Annotated in this window: 15 protein-coding genes; 2 read left to right on the top strand and 13 right to left on the bottom strand. The window is 60.2% G+C overall.

What is annotated here, in order from left to right; translation table 11 throughout:
• Positions 1–5 precede the first annotated feature (5 nt).
• From AC1D2Q_RS01190 to AC1D2Q_RS01180, 3 genes are all read right to left on the bottom strand, one after another.
• Positions 6–287, bottom strand: a complete 282-nt coding sequence (locus tag AC1D2Q_RS01190; protein WP_477811966.1) for a DUF3303 domain-containing protein — start codon at positions 285–287, stop codon at positions 6–8.
• A 212-nt stretch (positions 288–499) separates the two neighbouring features.
• Positions 500–901, bottom strand: a complete 402-nt coding sequence (locus AC1D2Q_RS01185) for a hypothetical protein (protein WP_477811965.1) — start codon at positions 899–901, stop codon at positions 500–502.
• Positions 902–1032: 131 nt separating this feature from the next.
• Positions 1033–1323, bottom strand: a complete 291-nt coding sequence (locus AC1D2Q_RS01180; protein WP_477811964.1) for a hypothetical protein — start codon at positions 1321–1323, stop codon at positions 1033–1035.
• 243 nt (positions 1324–1566) lie between these two features.
• Here AC1D2Q_RS01180 and AC1D2Q_RS01175 point away from each other — a divergent pair, with 243 nt between their 5' ends.
• A complete protein-coding gene (locus tag AC1D2Q_RS01175; protein WP_019580145.1) occupies positions 1567–1911 on the top strand; it encodes a cupin domain-containing protein in 345 nt (114 codons plus the stop codon).
• Between the two features lie 49 nt (positions 1912–1960).
• Here the strand turns inward: AC1D2Q_RS01175 and AC1D2Q_RS01170 are convergent, their stop codons facing one another.
• The 6 genes from AC1D2Q_RS01170 to AC1D2Q_RS01145 form a co-directional block, all read right to left on the bottom strand.
• Complete coding sequence (locus tag AC1D2Q_RS01170) at positions 1961–3001, bottom strand: YncE family protein (protein ID WP_477811963.1); 1041 nt, start codon at positions 2999–3001, stop codon at positions 1961–1963.
• 130 nt (positions 3002–3131) lie between these two features.
• Entirely contained in the window at positions 3132–3584 is a 453-nt protein-coding gene (locus AC1D2Q_RS01165; RefSeq protein ID WP_477811962.1) for a chromate resistance protein ChrB domain-containing protein, read from the bottom strand.
• 82 nt (positions 3585–3666) lie between these two features.
• Positions 3667–5025 carry a chromate efflux transporter gene (gene chrA, locus AC1D2Q_RS01160; protein WP_477811961.1) on the bottom strand — a complete coding sequence of 453 codons (1359 nt, stop codon included), beginning with the start codon at positions 5023–5025 and terminating at the stop codon, positions 3667–3669.
• Positions 5018–5962 carry a chromate resistance protein ChrB domain-containing protein gene (locus AC1D2Q_RS01155; protein ID WP_477811960.1) on the bottom strand — a complete coding sequence of 315 codons (945 nt, stop codon included), beginning with the start codon at positions 5960–5962 and terminating at the stop codon, positions 5018–5020. The genes chrA and AC1D2Q_RS01155 overlap by 8 nt, the downstream gene beginning before the upstream one ends.
• Before the next feature lie 102 nt (positions 5963–6064).
• A complete protein-coding gene (locus tag AC1D2Q_RS01150; RefSeq protein ID WP_477811959.1) occupies positions 6065–8104 on the bottom strand; it encodes a bifunctional DedA family/phosphatase PAP2 family protein in 2040 nt (679 codons plus the stop codon).
• A 208-nt stretch (positions 8105–8312) separates the two neighbouring features.
• Positions 8313–8936, bottom strand: coding sequence for an eCIS core domain-containing protein (locus AC1D2Q_RS01145; RefSeq protein WP_477811958.1), 624 nt, complete (start codon positions 8934–8936; stop codon positions 8313–8315).
• Between the two features lie 658 nt (positions 8937–9594).
• Here AC1D2Q_RS01145 and AC1D2Q_RS01140 point away from each other — a divergent pair.
• Positions 9595–10068 carry a hypothetical protein gene (locus AC1D2Q_RS01140; RefSeq protein ID WP_018925608.1) on the top strand — a complete coding sequence of 158 codons (474 nt, stop codon included), beginning with the start codon at positions 9595–9597 and terminating at the stop codon, positions 10066–10068.
• Positions 10069–10181: 113 nt separating this feature from the next.
• On the opposite strand, the gene AC1D2Q_RS01135 is transcribed toward AC1D2Q_RS01140, so the two are convergent.
• From AC1D2Q_RS01135 to AC1D2Q_RS01120, 4 genes are all read right to left on the bottom strand, one after another.
• Complete coding sequence (locus AC1D2Q_RS01135) at positions 10182–11045, bottom strand: alpha-amylase family protein (RefSeq protein ID WP_477811957.1); 864 nt, start codon at positions 11043–11045, stop codon at positions 10182–10184.
• A 91-nt stretch (positions 11046–11136) separates the two neighbouring features.
• A complete protein-coding gene (locus AC1D2Q_RS01130) occupies positions 11137–13683 on the bottom strand; it encodes an NfrA family protein (protein ID WP_477811956.1) in 2547 nt (848 codons plus the stop codon).
• Complete coding sequence (locus AC1D2Q_RS01125) at positions 13680–15794, bottom strand: glycosyl transferase family protein (RefSeq protein WP_477811955.1); 2115 nt, start codon at positions 15792–15794, stop codon at positions 13680–13682. The genes AC1D2Q_RS01130 and AC1D2Q_RS01125 overlap by 4 nt, the downstream gene beginning before the upstream one ends.
• A 12-nt stretch (positions 15795–15806) precedes the next feature.
• Entirely contained in the window at positions 15807–18020 is a 2214-nt protein-coding gene (locus AC1D2Q_RS01120; protein ID WP_477811954.1) for a hypothetical protein, read from the bottom strand.
• Positions 18021–18031 lie beyond the last annotated feature (11 nt).

The following is an 18031-nucleotide window of genomic DNA, read 5'->3' as shown; positions in this document are numbered from 1 at the left end:
GACAACTATTTCTTGCCGACCGCGGCAGCGAGCAGCGGCGCCACCTGTTCATCGGTCAATGCGGCGTGGACTTCCATGTTCATGAGGTCGCTCCATTCCAGCACCCACTTCTGAATCGCCACTGGATCACTGGCCTCCGCAATGCCCACGCCGCTGGAGCCGCCGACGGCATGCCAGCGCCCCAGCATTTTGACGCCTGCGGGTGGGGCGCCACCGGTCTTGAGAAAACGTTCGATCGCGCTGTTACGTTGTTGCGGACTGATGGACCAACGGACCATGAATAACATCTGCCACCTCCTGCTACGGACTGGCACCTTTGATCTTCGCGTTCCTGGCTGGCGCCGGGGCCACGGTCACGCCTGAGTTTCCAGCTACGTCCTGGCTGGCCTGAAACCTGTTCTCCCATGAGAAGGCATAGCAGCGGACCGTGTCGCGCGTACGACCGCTGATCCTGTTTCAGGGCATTGGAATGAACGTATCGGGATAACGGTGCAAGCCATCAGGCATCACGCAACAAGTCGTTGGCATTGAGCAGCTCGTAGGCGACTTCCGGATGCTTCTCCAGCCCTCGGCGAATGGCCGCCGGGATCGACTGACGGGTTTTGCGGCACAGGCCCGGCAGTTCGCCCAAGGTGATATTGATACCGCGCATGGTGCGCACTTCATTGAAGCCCGGAACAATCTCCACGCGCAGACCCAGTTGCTCATACATTCGCCGTTGCAGACGCTCCAGGTCGCTCAGGCTCCGGAGGTTCTCCAGGCGTTCGATCAGGCGTTTCTCTTCCGACTGGGTCAGGCTCAGGATGCGCAGGTCCCTGCCGGGCGTTTCCAACAGCTGCTCACGCTCGCAGATGCAGGCACCGGGAGGGCAGGGTTGGCGGATCGGAAGAGAGGTCGTCATGGGGTTCAATCATAGAGCGCTATGATCGGGTTTGCCCATGGGGTTGTTGTGGCGTTGAGCGCGGTGTTTTCCGTCGATGCAACACGCCCCTGTTTACACAGTGTTTAGTGTGTTGCATCGACCGGTTGAATCTATTTTATCTGCACAATCACCGGACCTTCCGTCACGATCGGCGGTTTCGCTTGAATATGCGAAGCATTTTTCTGAATCCAGTCGCGCGCCACTTTCAAGCTTGCATCGGTGCCGGTCTTGTCTGTGCAAACAGTCACCGCCGTGCCGCCATCACCGGTATTGAGCAGTGTGTAGCTTACGAGGCCGGGCACTGTCCGCAGGGTAGCTTCGACGTCGGCGTTGCGCTCTTCCAAGAACTCGAAAAGCTGCTTTGCTCCAGCACCCAGGTAGGTTCTTATAACTGCATACATAGTCGTCTCCTTCGGGAGTACCATCTTGATGCCCATCCAGATCCGCTGATGGCCGCCATCACTCAGGTTTCAGTTCACCCCCGATTTATTCAGCTTAGCCAAACGCCGGTGACAAGCGAAATGTAACGACCATCGGCGACATTTGGCCGGATGGGCGACCGTCGCTGGGCGGATTTACTTCTCTGTCGGTTCTTAGGGGCTTTACTTCTATTCAAGCCCTGTATGTACAGAGAGGAGAGCACGATGAGCGACGAACAGGTAGCACCTGAAACGCAAGGTGTTGCGGTGAAGTTACTGGCAACGGTCGACCTTGGCCCCGAGATCGAAGGCATGGCAGGGCGCCAGCTTAGAATGCGTATGGTGACCATCGAGCCTGGAGGCGTCTTCGGGCCGGTTCACAACCATAAAGACAGACCCGGCACCGTTTACATACTGCAAGGAACCATCACTGACCATCGAAATGGCGTCGCCACGGACTATGGGCCGGGCGTGGGGTGGCCCGAGGACAGGAACACCACGCACTGGCTTGAGAACCGAGGCACGATTGCGGCAGTGGAGATATCGGTCGATATTGTCAGGCAGGAGTAAGTTCAGGCCCGACATCCAGCACGGTCGGAACTGGAGTCGATTCAATGCGCTACCGGGGCTCCATAATCCGTAGTACCGGGTGCCCATCGATATCCTTTAGCGGAAAATACGAGCGGTGTGTCGCGGCATCCACGGCAACGACATGCGCACGCGGGCCTACGCTGCCGTTGCCGATTTTCGTGACCACTGCCCCCTTGACGTGGAACATCGACACAATGCCGGCCTCTCCGGCGACATAAAGAGTGTTCAGCCCTGGATCGAACGCAAGCACATCGGGGGCTTCCCCAGTATCGAACTCCTGGATAACCCGCATGGTGTGCATGTCCAGTACGAGGAGCTTGCCATTACCTTCGCACGCGATAAAGGCAAGCCGGTCACGCGCATTGATCAACAAGCCATGGTTGCCACGTGCCCCCGGCAGGTCGATGCGCGCCACGATTTGGTCGGTCGCGGGATCGATTTCGATAAGTTGCCGACGAGTCTGGATATTGACGAAGACGTGTCGTGATATGGGGTCATATTGTGTATTGCCGACTTCACCTCCCAGCGGAATTGTCGCAACACGAGTGTTCGTGTCCACGTCGATCACCGTTTCGGTCTCGCCGTTTTCGTTCGATACGTAAAGCTTGTGAAGGTCAGGCACATAAGCCATGCCGTCTGGATAGATGCCGCCCGGTATGCGACTGACAATTGCCAGGGTCGCTTCGTCTATTGCAACGATTTCGTTCGTACCTGTCGCTGAAGCGTAGACACGTGACAACTCAGGAATCACGAGCACGCCGTGTACCGACGAGACGTTCGCAATGCGCCCGACAACGCGGGACTCACGCATGTCAAAGGCGATAACTTCACCGTCACCAAGATGAGCGATGAACATCAGGTTGCGCTCTGGATCATAGCTCTCGTAGTCGAGCCGAGTGGCGCCACCGGGCAATGGAATGTCGGCGACGTGCTTCAGTGGCAGGTCGTTAGCCGGCAACTCGTCGGCGGCCTGACAGTAGCGAAGGCTTGCAAAGTCCATGACGGCTAGCGCAGTCAGCAGGATCGCGAAGACTGGCAGAGTGAAACGTCGATTGTCTCGTATGTTCATGAGGCCTTCTTCTGCTCGGACAAGGCGGGTTCACCGCCTCGCCCAAGTCTCAGCAATGCGCAGATCAGAATGTGCAGTGTTTCACTGATCATGAGCCCAGTTCCGGGCTGGACCTCCGTGTGGACGCCTCTCACATCTGAGGAGGCCAATTATGCGACTCGCCCTGACATTCCTTGCACCAGGCATACAGGGCGTCATACAGGATCAAACCATGTGCCAGCATTTCGTGGTCATCGGCATAACGCTGCGATAGTCCCAGCGAAATCGCATAGAGCCCAGCCGATTGCGGTGTCAGATCCAGGCGGGAGGTATCGGCCCCACGCACGATCCTGGCCAGATACTGCAAGGCTGGATCAGTGAGGCGGTACTTCTTCAGAAACGCATCAAAGCTGCACAGCTCCCCTTCGTGGGTAAGCTCAACACCCGGAATGTCATAAGGCGTTGCGTCTTTCTCTGCGGCCACCGGCAAAACCTCTCTGCTGGGCACGTACAAGAACTCGGCCTCAGGGTCGATAAAACGGGTGATCAGCCAGGGACAGGCGACGCGGTCGATCTTGGGTCGTTCACGGGTAATCCATCTCATGGAGCACCTCCTGCCTAACTCAGTAGGCTGGGTGATCTGGCGGGCCCGGTGCCCGCCAGAGAATAGTTGATCATTGCGCGCTCTAGCGCAGCAGGTGCACAGTCAAACCAACGAGTGCGCAGGCCATCAGTACCTGAATCACGCCGCGCTTGAAGCGGAACAAGGCAATCGCCGCCGCAATCGCGATCAGCGCGGAAGGCCAGTCCAGGTTGCCGCTGAACCCTTTGGGCCAAAGAACGTGATAGCCGAAGAAACACGCCAGATTGAGAATCACCCCAACCACAGCGGCAGTAATCCCGGTAAGCGGTGCGGTGAACTTGAGTTCATTGTGAGTCGACTCCACCAGCGGGCCACCTGCGAGGATGAACAGGAACGAAGGCAGGAAGGTGAACCAGGTCACCAGCGTGGCCGCGACGGCTCCGGCCAGAAACACCTGATCGGCGCCGAACACCTGCGAGACATAGGCGCCGACAAAGCCGACGAAAGCCACCACCATGATCAGCGGCCCCGGCGTGGTTTCCCCCAGCGCCAAACCGTCGATCATTTGTGTCGGTGTCAGCCAGCCGTAATGACCGACTGCGCCTTGGTAGACATAAGGCAGCACCGCATAGGCACCGCCAAAGGTCAGCAATGCGGCCTTGGTAAAGAACCAGCCCATCTGAGTCAAGGTGCCTTCCCAGCCAAAGAGTGCGGTCAAGACCCCCATCGGCAACGCCCACAACGCTGCGCCGATGAGTGCCAGCAGCGCCAGTTTCAACCAGCTGAACCGGGCATGCTCAGGGGACGGGGTGTCGTCATCGATCAATGCTGGGCCGAAGGACTTTTTGGCGGCGCTATGGCCCCCGGTCCTGAATTTCTCGGGCGCCAGGCGGCCTCCTGCATAACCGATTAACGCGGCTCCCAGCACGATCAGCGGGAAGGGCACATTGAACGCGAAGATCGCGGTAAACGCCGCCGCCGCGATGGCCCACAACCAGTTGTTCTTCAGCGCGCGCGTGCCGATTCGATGGGCCGCCTGCACGACGATGGCCGTCACGGCGGGCTTGATGCCATAGAAAAGCCCGGCCACCACTGGCACTTCGCCGAATGCGATGTACATCCAGGACAGCGCGATCAGGATGAACAGTGAGGGCAGCACAAACAGCCCCCCGGCGATCACCCCACCCCAGGTTCGATGCATCAACCAACCGATATAGGTTGCCAGCTGCTGAGCCTCCGGCCCTGGCAACAGCATGCAATAGTTGAGGGCATGCAGAAACCGCCGCTCGGAAATCCAACGCCGCCGCTCTACCAGCTCCTGGTGCATGATCGAGATCTGTCCTGCGGGCCCGCCAAAGCTAATGAATCCCAACTTCAGCCAGAACCAGAACGCCTCACGCAAACTGATCGGTTCAGGCCTCGACAGATCCTCTTCAACCGCTGATGGGGAAGCCTTAATCATTGGGATGTTCCTCTTTCACGAACTCGGCGAGCAGGCCGTCGAAGATGGCGCTGGCAGCAGCCAGCAAGTGGTCGTCATGGGTAATGGTTTCGCGCAGTCCTGCCAGCACCCGTTCGATGCCGGCAGCCTCCACCGGCTGAATGCCACCGATATCGAGGTAATGCACCAGTGCAGCGATGCGGTTCAGGCCCGGCTCTTGAAGTTCAAAGCTGGCTTGCAGGGTTTCAAAGGTCACGCGATTGCCGACATGACTGAAAGTGGCGTCATCGAAGTCAAAACCCAATGCATCGGCTGGGCACTCGTGTGGAGTGTTCAGCCAAAGGATCTGAGCCTGCGGATCAATGAAGCGCCGAATCAACCAGGCGCAAGCCAGGCGGTCGACCCATGGGCGTTTACGCGTTGCCCAGACACGACATTGATAATCGCCAAGGCTCAGCGCCGTGATTGGCTGGTCGCGGCTATGCGGCTCATCCGCCGACAGGGCTCTGCTGACCGCTGTCTCAAGCTCTTGCAAAGCCAAGTCGATCTGCTGCTTCGGCTTGCCTGAAAAGTAATCGATGCTGGTCAGCTGATCGTAGGCTTTACGCAGTTTGCGAATTTGTTTGGTGGTGACCAGCGCATTCTCGGCATTGAGCTGTGCCCGGCATGCTTCGATCTCGGCGCCTAGCTTGGTGTAATCATCGCTACGGTCGAACAGCTCAATAAAGCGTTCACCGTCGGGATCAACGACAGGCAGGACGTAGGCAGTGCCATTGATGGCCAGGATGTCGCGCTCCACAGACGCTAGCGCTTCTCGACAGGCAGCGGTATCCGGTAAGAGGTAGGCGCCATCGCGTAAGACCGCCGCTCCAGAGGCTTTTAGCGCGCGCCAGGCACGCATGCGTTCGGTGGCATTGGCAGTCGGCAGACCTAAAATCAAAGTTAGCCAATTTTTCATGTAGCGCTTTCTACGATTTATGTAGGTATTGCTACTTTAATCCTGATTCAGGCCATGGGGAAGCGCTCCTTCAGAAGTAGGGCGGCAAACGACCCTGAACGGTCATTCATTTTTGTTTTTCACCGTGCGAGCTAACAGAACCTGCCCATCCCAATCCGCATCCGCCGTTCCTTCGGTCCGGGACACGAGCCGCCCACCGTCAAGAACGGCCGCTAGCGTTCTGCGCGGTGTATTCGCATCGGGCTGTGTTGACGTTAACGTGACGAGGGCCAGGGGATGATAGAAACGCTCCTCGACAACCGAGCCAATCCACAGCGGCATAGTTCGCCCGTTTGCGAGCTCGAAATCGACGACCCACAATCGAAGCACCAGGCGCGAACCGGCGGATCCGCCATCGTTGTACGGTCGAACGAGAGTCAGACTGGGAAGGCGACCACTGGCGAAAAGAGGGATGACCGGAAGATCGGCAGGGTCAGCCTGGACGGTAAACCAGTTCAGGGTATTCCACAGTGTCCATGCCGCTGAGGTGCGCCATCCGTTGCGCTGCAGGACATCTTGCAACTCCGGCAGACCACCGCCCCACTGAAACGTCAGTGGCTCATTCGTCTCGCCAGTAAGGTCGATACGCCGCACCGGCAGTTGCTGCCAATCCGACGTCCACCAATCGGTGGCAGCCATGGTCAACGTTCCCACCTTGACGGCATAACGACTGCTGTCCGTCGTATGGTTACGATAGATATTGAAGCCGCCGGCGAGCAGAAGTGTCATACATCCGAGGGCGAGCAACCCCGCTGAGCCAATGTGCTCGGCCTGTCGCCGCAGGTAGAAGAGGCTTAGTAGCGCCAGCCACGCGGATCCGAATGCCAGCCCCCCGAGCACGTCGGAAAGCCAATGCGCACCGAGGTAGAGGCGCGAGAATGCAATCAGGAATATCAGGGCGGCTGCGCCAAGTGCGACCACCAGGCGCCGTGCCGGGCGGATATCACGCGCGATAAGGAAGGCGAGAAAACCGTATAGCACGACATTGATCGTGCTATGGCCGCTGGGGAAGGAAAAGGCACTCCACCCGGAATAGAGAATTTCTGCGGGGCGAGTTCGATACAGCGCTACTTTGATGACAATGTTGAGCCCCGAGGCGCCGGCGATTGCAATCAGCCAATAGGCTGCCGTACGCCAGGCGCGTCTCCACATGAGCCACAGCAAGACAACAACCGTGACCGCCAGCACGACCTTGGTGTCGCCGAGTTCTGTGATGGCGATCATCACCGCATTGCCTGGTGCAGTGCGAAGATCCTGGAGCGCGCGGTATATCGCGCTATCTGCAAGCAGCAGCGGGTCGCCGTTGATGACGTCCTCAAGGACACCAAAGAAAAGCCAGGCGGCACCGACGAGCAGGACCGTCGGCAGTGCGAGAGCCCGTGCTTCGGGCCGTGAAGGATCAAGGAGGCTAGTGATACCGCGACTCAGCCGGGTGTCCTGGGTGCCGGCCCAGCTCCGCAGCCGCTCCACTCCTGCGATGAGGTAGGGTATGCCGCGCCGCAGCGTCCAGCGCACGATATGAAGGACCACCCAGCCCGCCGCGACTAGAATGACCAGCAGGATCGCGAGCGGCTTCGCAGCTGCACCGAGAATGCTGAACGTCGCGCCGACGAGCACACCGGGCAGGATGTGCGACGGAGCCCAGGCGAGCGCCGACACGACATTGACGGCATAAAACCGACTGACCGCCATTCCCAGCGTGCCGGCGAGGAGCGGAACGAAGGCGCGGACGCCCGGTGTGAAACGCGCGAAAAAGACACTTTTATCGCGATGACGGTTGAAAAAGGCTTCGCTGCGCTGAATCAGCTCAGGATGCCGGTTCAGTGGCCAGAGGCCAAGAATCTCGCGGCGATATCGATGCCCGAGCCAGAACGAAAGACCATCACCCGCAATGGCGCCCGCCGTGGCGGCGATCAGCAACGGCCAGAGCAATAACACGCCGCTCGGCACCAGGGTGCTGAGCGCAAGGATCACGGCGGTGCCGGGAACGACGACACCGATGATCGGGATTGACTCGGAAAGTGCCAGGAGAAACACGGCCAGATACGCGATATGCGGGTGCGCCGTGAGTAACTCGATGATCGATGAGACCAAGGACGTCATATTTCGCGGCTGCCTGTGGAGTACCAGTGGGGCGGCGATCGACACGGGAGTCTGCAATTCCCGGCTGCACAATCAGTTTGCGCAACAGACTAAGCATAGCTACTCATGGGCTATCGCTCCGTCCACCGGCTGCTTTTGGTCCAGCGTCGAGACTCTCGGGGGCTGTGATGGAGAGCTGCAGACGGCAGGATTGCCTGGCCCTTTGAACTCAAGGATGTCGAGGAGGTTCTGACTGGGCCACGCTGGCTCTTAGCGCTCTGGCTACCTTGGCTTGAATCTCGTAAGCAGGCGCCTCGACGGCTGTGTAATCACGGGTATAGCGAGTGGAAAACTCCCGAACCCCCCATTGCTGGTACTGCTGCACGTGCTTCAATTCATGCGCCCACAGCGCGACATTGTTAAGTGCATCATCGGGACTGCGAAAGACGATGATGTCTATCAGGGTGACTGCAGTGACATCGGGATTCTGCAGCATGGTGTTTGCGGCGTTCAGCTCCTCATCATCGCCTACCTTGTAGCGGGCCGAATCAAGCACTTGAATGTCATAGTAGGGTTCGAGTTGGGCTCGGATATTCAGCGGGATTGTCCGAATATCGCCAGTTGCCGCGGTGTCGCGCGATTGCACGATCCAACTTTGTAATCCAGAGGAAGCTATTTGGCTCATGTTCTCAAAAATCGACCCGGTCTCCTCTTTGGAGCCCGGAGCACAAAAACAAGTAACCACGCAGACTTCGTACTGCCCTGCTGGGCAGGCGTAAGCAGAAAACGAAGTGCCAACGGAAAAGAACAGTACCGATAACCGGAAAACTTGACGCAAAAAGACAGCTGACAATTGGCTCTCCCAGAGGTAGTGGCAGTCGGCAGGTGATGCTTCTGGTCGCTCGCACCTGGTGTTCAACCGCGCGTTGGACCGTTGCGGCCACCGTTTGTTGCCTCCACAGCCCACAGCTTTTTCAGGCCAGCACCGACCAAGTGCTGGCTGCAAGTACCGCACGCGCCACATCGTTTGGATCGGCAACTTGACGATATCCCGCTGCGGGCGGCGTTGCCCGACTCTGAGCCGGCGCATTCAAACGCCAGTTCGGCACGTCACCCGGCACTTGGCGCAGACAATCAGCATGAGAAGATCCGGAGCCGATGGAGACTCACTCAGCTAAATCGAAAGACCAAACCGACATTCGTGCTCTGCCCCTTCTCGAGACGTTGCAGGGTACGAATTCTGACGGGCTTCATAAGGTCACTCTCCTTGCTGGTAGCACTACTTGAATAATTGCTCGATTCAATCCCGGGAGGGCGCAGACTATCACTTCAACCCGTAGTGACGGGGCGGCCAATGTTGCCTCGCCACAGGACCGCGCCGGGGCATGGCCTGTCGGTATCCAGGCATTCCATGCGGCACGCCATGATCTATACTCGCTCGTCAGTTGTATTCCTCATGCCTAGAAGTTTGCCGTTGGGCGGATTGATCTCTTCCTTCAGGAGAGTTTCGTATGCCAGATGACGCCAATTTTGAAGCGCCCGTCGCGCCCGATGTAAGCGGTGTAACGGATTTGCCCCCGGAAATGATTCAACAGTTGAAGGTGCGGTTGACAGACGCGGCCAAGTTGCATGATGTCTTGGCCGATCCGATCATGTTTAACGGCGGCACTATCCTGGTGCTGCTGTTGACGACGCTGGCGACGCTGTTACCTGCTACAAACTTTACTTGGGTGGCACCTTTGTGTTCTGCGCTCGCCGGGTTGTTCGTCGCAATGGAGCGAGCCCTGGGATTCGGTGCCCGTTGGCGTTATCACCGTGAAATGCGTTTTGCCTATGAATCAATTATCGACATGCTGGATTTTCTTCCGGTAATTCCCGCCTCCGAACGCCCGAAATATATCCGCGATATCTTTACGGCATTGTATGCGGTTCGATCTCGGGAGTCGGCGATCCCGAATGCAGGGACTAATTCGGCACCTACTTGATTACGATTCCAAACGGCCTGCTTCGCTGCGGCTCAAGCGAGGGGGGGCTTCAGTCGGCTTCATATCTTTTACGCGTCGGTTAGCCACGACGTTATAAATGGCTGCTTTGCGATTCACCGCACCAGTTGCTCCACCAACTCAGGCGTCACGTAGTGCGGTCCGTCGAACAGGTAGAGGGGGTAACCGTCATAGGCCGCGAGTTGCGGTTTGAGTTCGGCCGCGGTCGCGGAGCGGAATCCGCCGCCGAAGTTGGGGCGAAAGGCTTCGACGATGATTCGCACACGGTCCTTGCCCAGGCGCTGGCGCATGGCGTCGGCGTAGGTTCGGGCCACCGGTGCGGTGCGGGCGTAGACGCCGACGCCATCCTGGAAGAACACGCCGATGTCATCTGGCAGCCATTGCTTGAGCCAATCGGCGGTGGCGGCGGGGCCGATATTGGCGCCGTCGTAAACACTGATCCATAACGGTCGCGGCAGCTTGGCCAGCAGGGCGGGCAGTTCTTTGGCGCGGGTCCAGCTGGGGTCGACTTCGGCCGGGAAATACCAGCCGGTGACGTGTAGCGGCGTAGGCAATTTGGCGATGCGTTCCGAGACAGCGGCCAGTTGCTCGATGTTGTCCCGTGAGCGGTTCTCGCTGAAGTAACCGGCCAGCCCGAGAATGACATCCTGCGCCCAGGGCGCCTTGGCGATACGGGCCCAGTCGGGCAACACCGGCACGGTGGGCAGGCCGGTACCGGGAACGAATGCCTGATCGTCGACGACGGTCCATTGCACCAGCAGCTCATGGGCGCCGAGTTTTTCCCAGTGGCCGTTGATGCCGACAGTCTTGTTGTCCGGCTGCCAGACGATGCCGACAATCCCCGGGTCAAGAGCCTTGGTGCGTGTCACGTAGAGCATGCCGGAACCTGCGCCGAGGGTTGCGATAAACAACAGGGCGACAACGGTCGCGCGACTGGCGGAGTAGCCAAAGATTTTCACAGGGCAGCCTTTTTCAGGGGCGGGGGATGTGCCCGCGCCGAGGGCAGGTTAAACCCCAAACACCCATAAACTCGAACGTTCATGCCAGTCCTCAATAGGAATAGGTCAGGCGAGCGAACACGCCTTGAGCGCGGTCATCGCCCAGCACCTTCACGCGGTACTGCAGAGAAAAATCCACATAGGAGCGTGGGGCGTTGTAGGGATCTTCGCGGAACCAGTACCGGACGTTATTGCCGACGCCGATGCCTGCGGCCTTGCCGGATGATGAGCTCGTGCTGCCGTCGGTATCGGTCTGGCTGTTCATCTTTGAGTCATAGTCGAATGCGGCCACGACATGGGGGAAGCTCACCCAGCGTGAACCTGCGCCGCCGATGGCGTAACTGCGGCCGACCTGCCATTCGCTGTTGAAATAGTCACGCGAGTCGTTGATGTAGTGACCGGCTTCAGCGAACAACTGCGAGGTCCACCAGCTGGAGGCATCGACCCGCAGATCGGTCCCGATACTTGAGCCATAGCCCAGGCGCACCAGCCAGTCACCGTTGACGTCGGATGACCCCAAGGGGAACGTGCGCTCAACGGCAGCCATCACGTTCACCGCCGTGAACGGTTTGACCCGCACACCCACGGCGCCTTGCAGGGCATCGATACCGGTCGCCGAATCGCTGCTCTTGCTCCATAGCGTGTCGGTGACGCGACCGTAGAGTTCGACAAAACGTGCATTGCGATAGCCCAACGGGCGCCAGGACAGTTCGGTGCTGTTTTGCAGGCTGTCGTTGCTGTTACTGCCGCTGCTCGGCGCTGAACTCAGACCGCTGCTGGAACTGTTGCCGCGATAACTGGTAGTGCTGATCAAGCCCCAGGTACGCGACACATCGGCCACCGCACGACGGGTGTCGAAGAGCTGCTGCGGGGACATGTCGAGTTCACCGGCATTTTTTGCGTCGATGACTCGCTTGAAATAGGTGACGGCTTGCTCATCGTCATTGACCCGCATGGCGTTGTAGGCGGCATCCTGCGTTGCCGTCGGTGAGAGCCGGCTGCCCGCATCGGCCTTGCGAAACGATTCACGGGCGCGGTCATCGTCGCCGGCCTGGACCGACAAGTAGGCGATCTGCAGGTCGCTCATCGCTTCCAGTTCGCCGGTGTCCCGCGCCTGTTGCAGCCGTTCGCGCGCAGTTCTTCTCTGGCCGATGGCGGCATACAGACTGGCCTCTTCGTAAGCCGGCAAACTGCCCAGGGCCAAGGCCTGGGTAAAGTCCTGGCGTGCCCCGGTATCGTCCCCCGATTGTTGACGCAAGAAGCCGCGCTGGCTCAGCAGCCGGGCGTCATCGCCATTGGCCTTGAGACCATTGCTGGCCGCCGCGATGGCTTCGGGCACATGCTTCTGGTCGGTCAGGGCTCCGACCAACAGGCGTCGATACGCCGGGTTGTGCGGCGCGCGGCCGACGGCTTGGTTCGCCTGGGCAACCGCCGTTTCGAAGTCCTTGCGGGCCAGGGCCGCGTAGGCCTGGGCGGCCATGTCGGTTCCGCCGTCGAGCTGGTTGCCCGGCCAGATATCACACACCAGGCCGAAGGCCGTTTCTTGACAGTTCAGGGCCGGAGCAGGGACGTGAGCGGCAGTGTTCAGATCGCCATTGTTTTTCTGCCGCAGCGCCACTCGTGCGGCGCTGCGTCGGCGGGCTATTTCGCCACCTTCATCGTCGACCAGTGGCTGCAAATCATCGAGCGCCTGCTGCGGCTCGCCATGGGCCAGTGCGGCGTCGGCGGCGAAGAAACGAATGTCGCGGACTTGTGCTTGCGGCAGGCCATCGATGGCCAGGGCCTGCTTCAGATCAGCTTGAGCGGCTTGAGTTTTACCCTGCCGATCGAGGGCGTAGCTGCGCAGAATCCACGGTGCGATTTCTCCGTCATCCTGTGCCAATGCAGCGGACGCGGCTTGCACGGCCCCGGGGTAATCGTGGGCGGCGAGCAGGGCGCTGATCAGCAGTTGCTGGTTGGCGCCGATTTCCGGGGCCCAGGCGACGGCTTTTCTGGCCTGGTCCACGGCCAGGGGTACATGGCCTTGCTGCAGGGCGCGATAGCCCCGAACCGCCAGCGGCACCGCCAGTTGACGACGAATCGCTGCGCGACGCGTCAGCAATGCGTCGTCGTCCGGGAACAGCGCAAGCGCCTGGGTGGTGGCTTGATCCGCTTCCTGCAGATGCGGTTGGCGCTGCAAGGACTCGATCAGCAGCAGTCGATAGTCCATGCGGTTGGGCGCCTGAGCGATGGCTTTGCGTGCGGCCTGGGCAGCAGCGCCGAAGTCATCGCGGTCATAGGCCTTGAAGGCCTGGGCAGCGGCACCGAAGCCCGGAGCCTGAGGTGATTGCGGGTAACGCCTGGGATGATCGCGCAGGTCCTTGTCGCGCTGAGCCAGCACAATCAGCGTGTTCAAACGCTGGATATCGGCGCGCTGACGTAGCGCTTCGCGAGCCTTGGCGATGGCCAGGTCATAGTCTTTGCGTTCGTAAGCGCTGTACGCTTCGTTGGCGGTGACATAGGCCGGACCGGTCAATGGCAATGGCAGCGTCTGGGCGTGAGCAAACGCAGGTATCAGGCTCAGCCCCGTGGCCATGAGGGTCAGTAAGGGGCGATTCATGCAGGAAGCTCCGCTGGGTAGTGGCTGTGCTGACGTGCCACGGCTTTTTCGATGGTGGCGCGAGGCAGCACGCCGCTGTCGACCAGATAGTCGCCAATGCGGCCATGATGCTGCGGGCGGTACTGCAACATCGCGCGGCTGAATACATCGCGATCCAGCAGGCCCATTTCGATCAACAGGTCGCCCAGCAATGGTGCTCGGGCATCCGGCACGGATTGGCCTTCGCGCACGTTCAGTCGACGCAATTGCGCGACGATTTCACTCTCCCGGGCAATCAGCTGCACCGGTTCGCTGCCCAGTTCGTCGCTGACCTGTTGCAGGCCTTCGGCCGGTAGTGGGCTGGCCACGGCGACTTGCGCACAGCCGTCGGCATTCAAGCCAAGCGGCACCACGCGCCAGCGCAGGGCGAATTCATCATCCAGCGTCTGGTTCGAATCCCGCGCCCTGGCGGCCACATCGAACACCCGCGGCAAGTCGTTCTGAAAGGCGATGGCTTCCGCGAGCGTTTCGTCGTCCAGCCAGCCGTTGCTGAGCAAAATCCGCCCCAATGGCATGTGCCGGGTTTTCTGTTCGGCGAGGGCGCTTTGCAGGTCGGTTTCGTTGATCGCCTGCCAGGACAGCAACACGCTGCCCAGCTTGCGCGGTGCGACAGCGACCAGGTCGGTGGACGGGAAGTCGTGCATGGTCTTGTCCCACACCAGTTTACGGTTCAGCGCCTTGCCAACCAGGAACATGCGCCAGGCCCGTGACGCGGCCATGAAGTTGACGAAGTTGCCCACGACCATGCGCGGGATCGACAGCAAACCATGCTGCCAGCCGTACAGCACGGTGGTGAAATAGCAGCGGTGTGCGATGCGCCAGACCAGCGCGATACCGTTGGCCAGCAGCAGGTATTGGATAAAACCGTTGGTTTCAAACGGCGTCGGGAAACTCACGTCCCACAGACCGCTCAGGCGCAAAACAATCAGGCCCAGCAACTGCACCAGAATCACGTAGGCGATGATGCTGACGAATGCCGTCACTATGCCTTTGCGGTCGCGAAACAGCAGATAACGGTTGGCCAGCGAGCCGCTCCAGCCCATTTGCTCCCAGCCTTGCAGCCCGATGCCCAATGTCCAGCGGGCTTTCTGGCGGAACGCGGTGCGGAAGGTGTCGGGAAAGAATTCGCGCACGCACAACGGCATCTTCAGGGTCGATTCGTAAGGCTTGCGAAACCATGATTTGCGCAGCACGCGAAACTGCACCGGGAAGCGCACGAAGATCGCATTCATACCGACCTTGGCCAGGCGTGCGCCGACGTCGTAGTCCTCTGTGAGGCTGTCGGTGTTGAACGGCTGGTTCTGGGTTTCCCCAGCCAATACTCGCAAGGCACGGTGCGAAAAACAGGTGCCGACCCCGGCAGACGGCACGGTGTCGGTCATGCTTTCTCGCACCACCAGATCCTTGCCATGCCATTCGGCGAATTCGTCCATGTAGGTGCCGGCCACCCATTCGTACCAGTTGCGCTCCAGCGAAACCACGGGCAGCTGGATCATGTCCTTGCGCGGCAGCAAATAGTTGAACAGGCGCAGCTCCAGCGGGTGCAGCACGTCTTCGCTGTCGTGCAGCACGACGCCGGCGAAGGTCATGCCGTGGGTTTTCTCGTGCAGGAAAATCGCCTGGATCACCCAGTTCAGGCAGTCGGCCTTGCAGGTCGGACCGGCATGCGGGACTTCCACCCGATGCAGCTGCTTGTAGCGCCGACGCATGCGCTCCACTTCATCGATGGTGCGTTGGTCGTTGATGTAGGTGCCGACGAAGACCACATAGTTCTGGTAGTCCAGGGTCGACACCATGTTCTCGATCATCGGCGCGATGACGTCGTATTCCAGCCAGGCCGGAACCATGATTGCCAGTGGTTGCTCATCCCGGGCCATCAGTTGCTCGGCGGTCAGCGGGCGGTACTTGCGACCCACGGTGAATTTGCGAAACAGGCGACGAGACCAGTACCACAGGTCAATGAACAGATCGTCCAGGCTGGAAATCAGAATCAGCACCGCGACCACGATGGTCGAGATTTCCAGGAAGCTGTAGTAGTGGGCCAGCCAATAGGGCCAATAAAGCGACGTCATCGAGGGTTACCGTTACTGGCGATTGCGACGGGCGTTACGGCCGGCCAGCAACAGGATGAGGACCAACAGGATGCCACCGGGAATCAGCCACAACAGCGACGGCGTGCGCCAGGCATCAAGGCCCTTGGGTTCTTCGTGGTCGATCAATTGGCTGCCACTGGGATCCTGAGTGTTGAAGGTGGTCAGTGCGCCGTTGTCACCGAGGATGGCGACGTCGCCGCGACTCAGCAGAATCTGCCTGGCGAAGCGGGGTGCGTCGGTACCCAGGGTGCGATAGACCAGGCCGTGCTGGCCGCCGCTTTCCACGGCTTGCAACGAGGCCAGGTGGTTGAGGGGATGCACGTCGAGCAACACCTGATCCTTGTGATTGATGCGCAGGCGACCCTGCTCATCGACCTGCACCGATTCCTTGCTGTCCTTGATCGGCAACTCGAAGGCCAGGAAGGCTTTGTCTGGCGTGACTGAGACTTTCGGGTCGGCGCTGACATTCAATTGCGCACGCAGCGGCGAAACACCGGCGGCGTCAGCCACCGAAATCACCTGCCGCAAGCTGCTTGCCGGGTGTTCGAGGTAGACCTGCGGCACGAGGATCTGCGCGTTCACGGCAAAGCGTGCAGCCATGCCGGAGAAGTCATCATCCAGCGCAGTCTTTTCCAACACGATATGGCTGGTCGGCAGCACCGAGACCGGGAAGGCTTGTGGCGTTTCGAGGCAGCGATCACTGACCGGCTGGCGCTGGAACGACACACGCAGCACGTTGCTCGAGCCCACGGCGTAACGTGGGATCCGCGCTTCAATGCGTTGCCTTTCTCCGTTGGCCACGAGCTGTTGTGCGCCAATCAGATAATCGTTGAGAAACAGCGAGGCCACCGGCGCGGTGTCCGAGGCGCCGGGTGCGGCAGAGACATCGATCACCGCCTTCACCGGCAGACGTCCGTCGTAGGCCACGCTGCCCAGAGGGAACGAGGTGCTCCAGTCGGATTTGGCCAGCACGTCGATCGCGCCGGGTTTGCCGCCCAGGCGCGACAAGGCCACACGGCCGTCGGCGCTCAATGGCAACTGTGCTTCGCTGACGGTCAATTGGCGGCTGCGTGCCAGTGTGTTCCAGGCCGAGCTGAACAAGGCCAAGGCCTTGCCGGTCGCTTGCGGCGCGATCGTCAGCACCGGGCGTGTCCCGAGCAATGCCAGTCGCACGTTGTCCGTGCCGGTGGCGGCCAGGCCTGCATTGATATGCCGTACACGCCATTGCGCGAAGGCGCTGGCTGCGGTGGCGTCGAGACCTTGAATCTGACTTTGCAGCGCATCCAGGGACTCATTGACGGCCTTGAGCAGTTGCGGGTCGTTGATGACCAGATCCGCCTGGACGTTCGGGGTCTGCCCCAACATCAGCAGCGCGCCGATTTGCGCCGGGTTCTCCAGAACGTGCGGGCCTTTGCCGTTGAGGCTGGCGAACGCTGGAATAGTTTGCAGCTCGGCCGGGATGAGCAGGCCGGTCAGGTCAACGCTGTCCTGTACGGCCGGGAAGGGCAGGATGTGGCTGTGCTTGCCGATCCGTTCCAGTGCCACGCCCAGACGCCAGGCGGCGTCGTAGCTTTCGGCGGATAAAGTGCCCGGCGCGACCATGATCCCCGGTTTGCCGGGCAATGCCGTCCAGGCCGCACCAACGTCCTGTAACTGGCTGGCGTCGTAGCTGTAGTTGAGGCGGGTGTCCGGTTCGATACGCAGTACGTTGCCGATGGCGCGTTCGTCTTCACACAACACGCGGGACACGATCGACGACCAGGCAATACCCAGGCGCACCGAACCGCTGTCACGCGCGGCCTTGTCCACACCCAGCGTGGCGCTGGCGTCGCCTTGAGCTTCGCTGAGCCCTTCGGCGCGCACCGGGTACCCGTCCAGCGACAGCAGCAACGTGTTGCGGCCGCCTTCGCCGTTGAGGTAGCTGGCGTCGAAATTCAGTGTGGCATCGGTCAGTGGTACACCCGCCGGCACTGGTAAATACAATTCGCGCCGGGCATCGGTGGAACCCAGGATGATGGGGGCGTCGATCCCCAGATCGCTCAAGCGGATCTCACGCTCCTGCCGAGTGTCGGCATTGAGTCGGTTGATCGCCTGGGTCAGCGGGCTGTCCGCGGCCAAGGCGAAGGTCGGCATGAGCGCGAGCAGGCTCACGCCACAGGCAAGGGCGCTGAGCGCACCCGTATGGATGGCAACGGAAGACTTCATTCAGGTAGATC

Source organism: Pseudomonas sp. P1_A1, assembly GCF_056406935.1.
This window is presented reverse-complemented; position numbering and strand designations above follow the sequence as displayed.

Coding starts and splice junctions, on each gene's coding strand:
- AC1D2Q_RS01125 (WP_477811955.1), bottom strand. CDS start 15,794: ATGACGTCGCTTTATTGGCCCTATTGGCTGGCCCACTACTACAGCTTC.
- AC1D2Q_RS01130 (WP_477811956.1), bottom strand. CDS start 13,683: ATGAATCGCCCCTTACTGACCCTCATGGCCACGGGGCTGAGCCTGATA.
- AC1D2Q_RS01190 (WP_477811966.1), bottom strand. CDS start 287: ATGTTATTCATGGTCCGTTGGTCCATCAGTCCGCAACAACGTAACAGC.
- chrA (WP_477811961.1), bottom strand. CDS start 5,025: ATGATTAAGGCTTCCCCATCAGCGGTTGAAGAGGATCTGTCGAGGCCT.
- AC1D2Q_RS01155 (WP_477811960.1), bottom strand. CDS start 5,962: ATGAAAAATTGGCTAACTTTGATTTTAGGTCTGCCGACTGCCAATGCC.
- AC1D2Q_RS01150 (WP_477811959.1), bottom strand. CDS start 8,104: ATGACGTCCTTGGTCTCATCGATCATCGAGTTACTCACGGCGCACCCG.
- AC1D2Q_RS01175 (WP_019580145.1), top strand. CDS start 1,567: ATGAGCGACGAACAGGTAGCACCTGAAACGCAAGGTGTTGCGGTGAAG.
- AC1D2Q_RS01170 (WP_477811963.1), bottom strand. CDS start 3,001: ATGAACATACGAGACAATCGACGTTTCACTCTGCCAGTCTTCGCGATC.
- AC1D2Q_RS01165 (WP_477811962.1), bottom strand. CDS start 3,584: ATGAGATGGATTACCCGTGAACGACCCAAGATCGACCGCGTCGCCTGT.
- AC1D2Q_RS01140 (WP_018925608.1), top strand. CDS start 9,595: ATGCCAGATGACGCCAATTTTGAAGCGCCCGTCGCGCCCGATGTAAGC.
- AC1D2Q_RS01185 (WP_477811965.1), bottom strand. CDS start 901: ATGACGACCTCTCTTCCGATCCGCCAACCCTGCCCTCCCGGTGCCTGC.
- AC1D2Q_RS01180 (WP_477811964.1), bottom strand. CDS start 1,323: ATGTATGCAGTTATAAGAACCTACCTGGGTGCTGGAGCAAAGCAGCTT.
- AC1D2Q_RS01120 (WP_477811954.1), bottom strand. CDS start 18,020: ATGAAGTCTTCCGTTGCCATCCATACGGGTGCGCTCAGCGCCCTTGCC.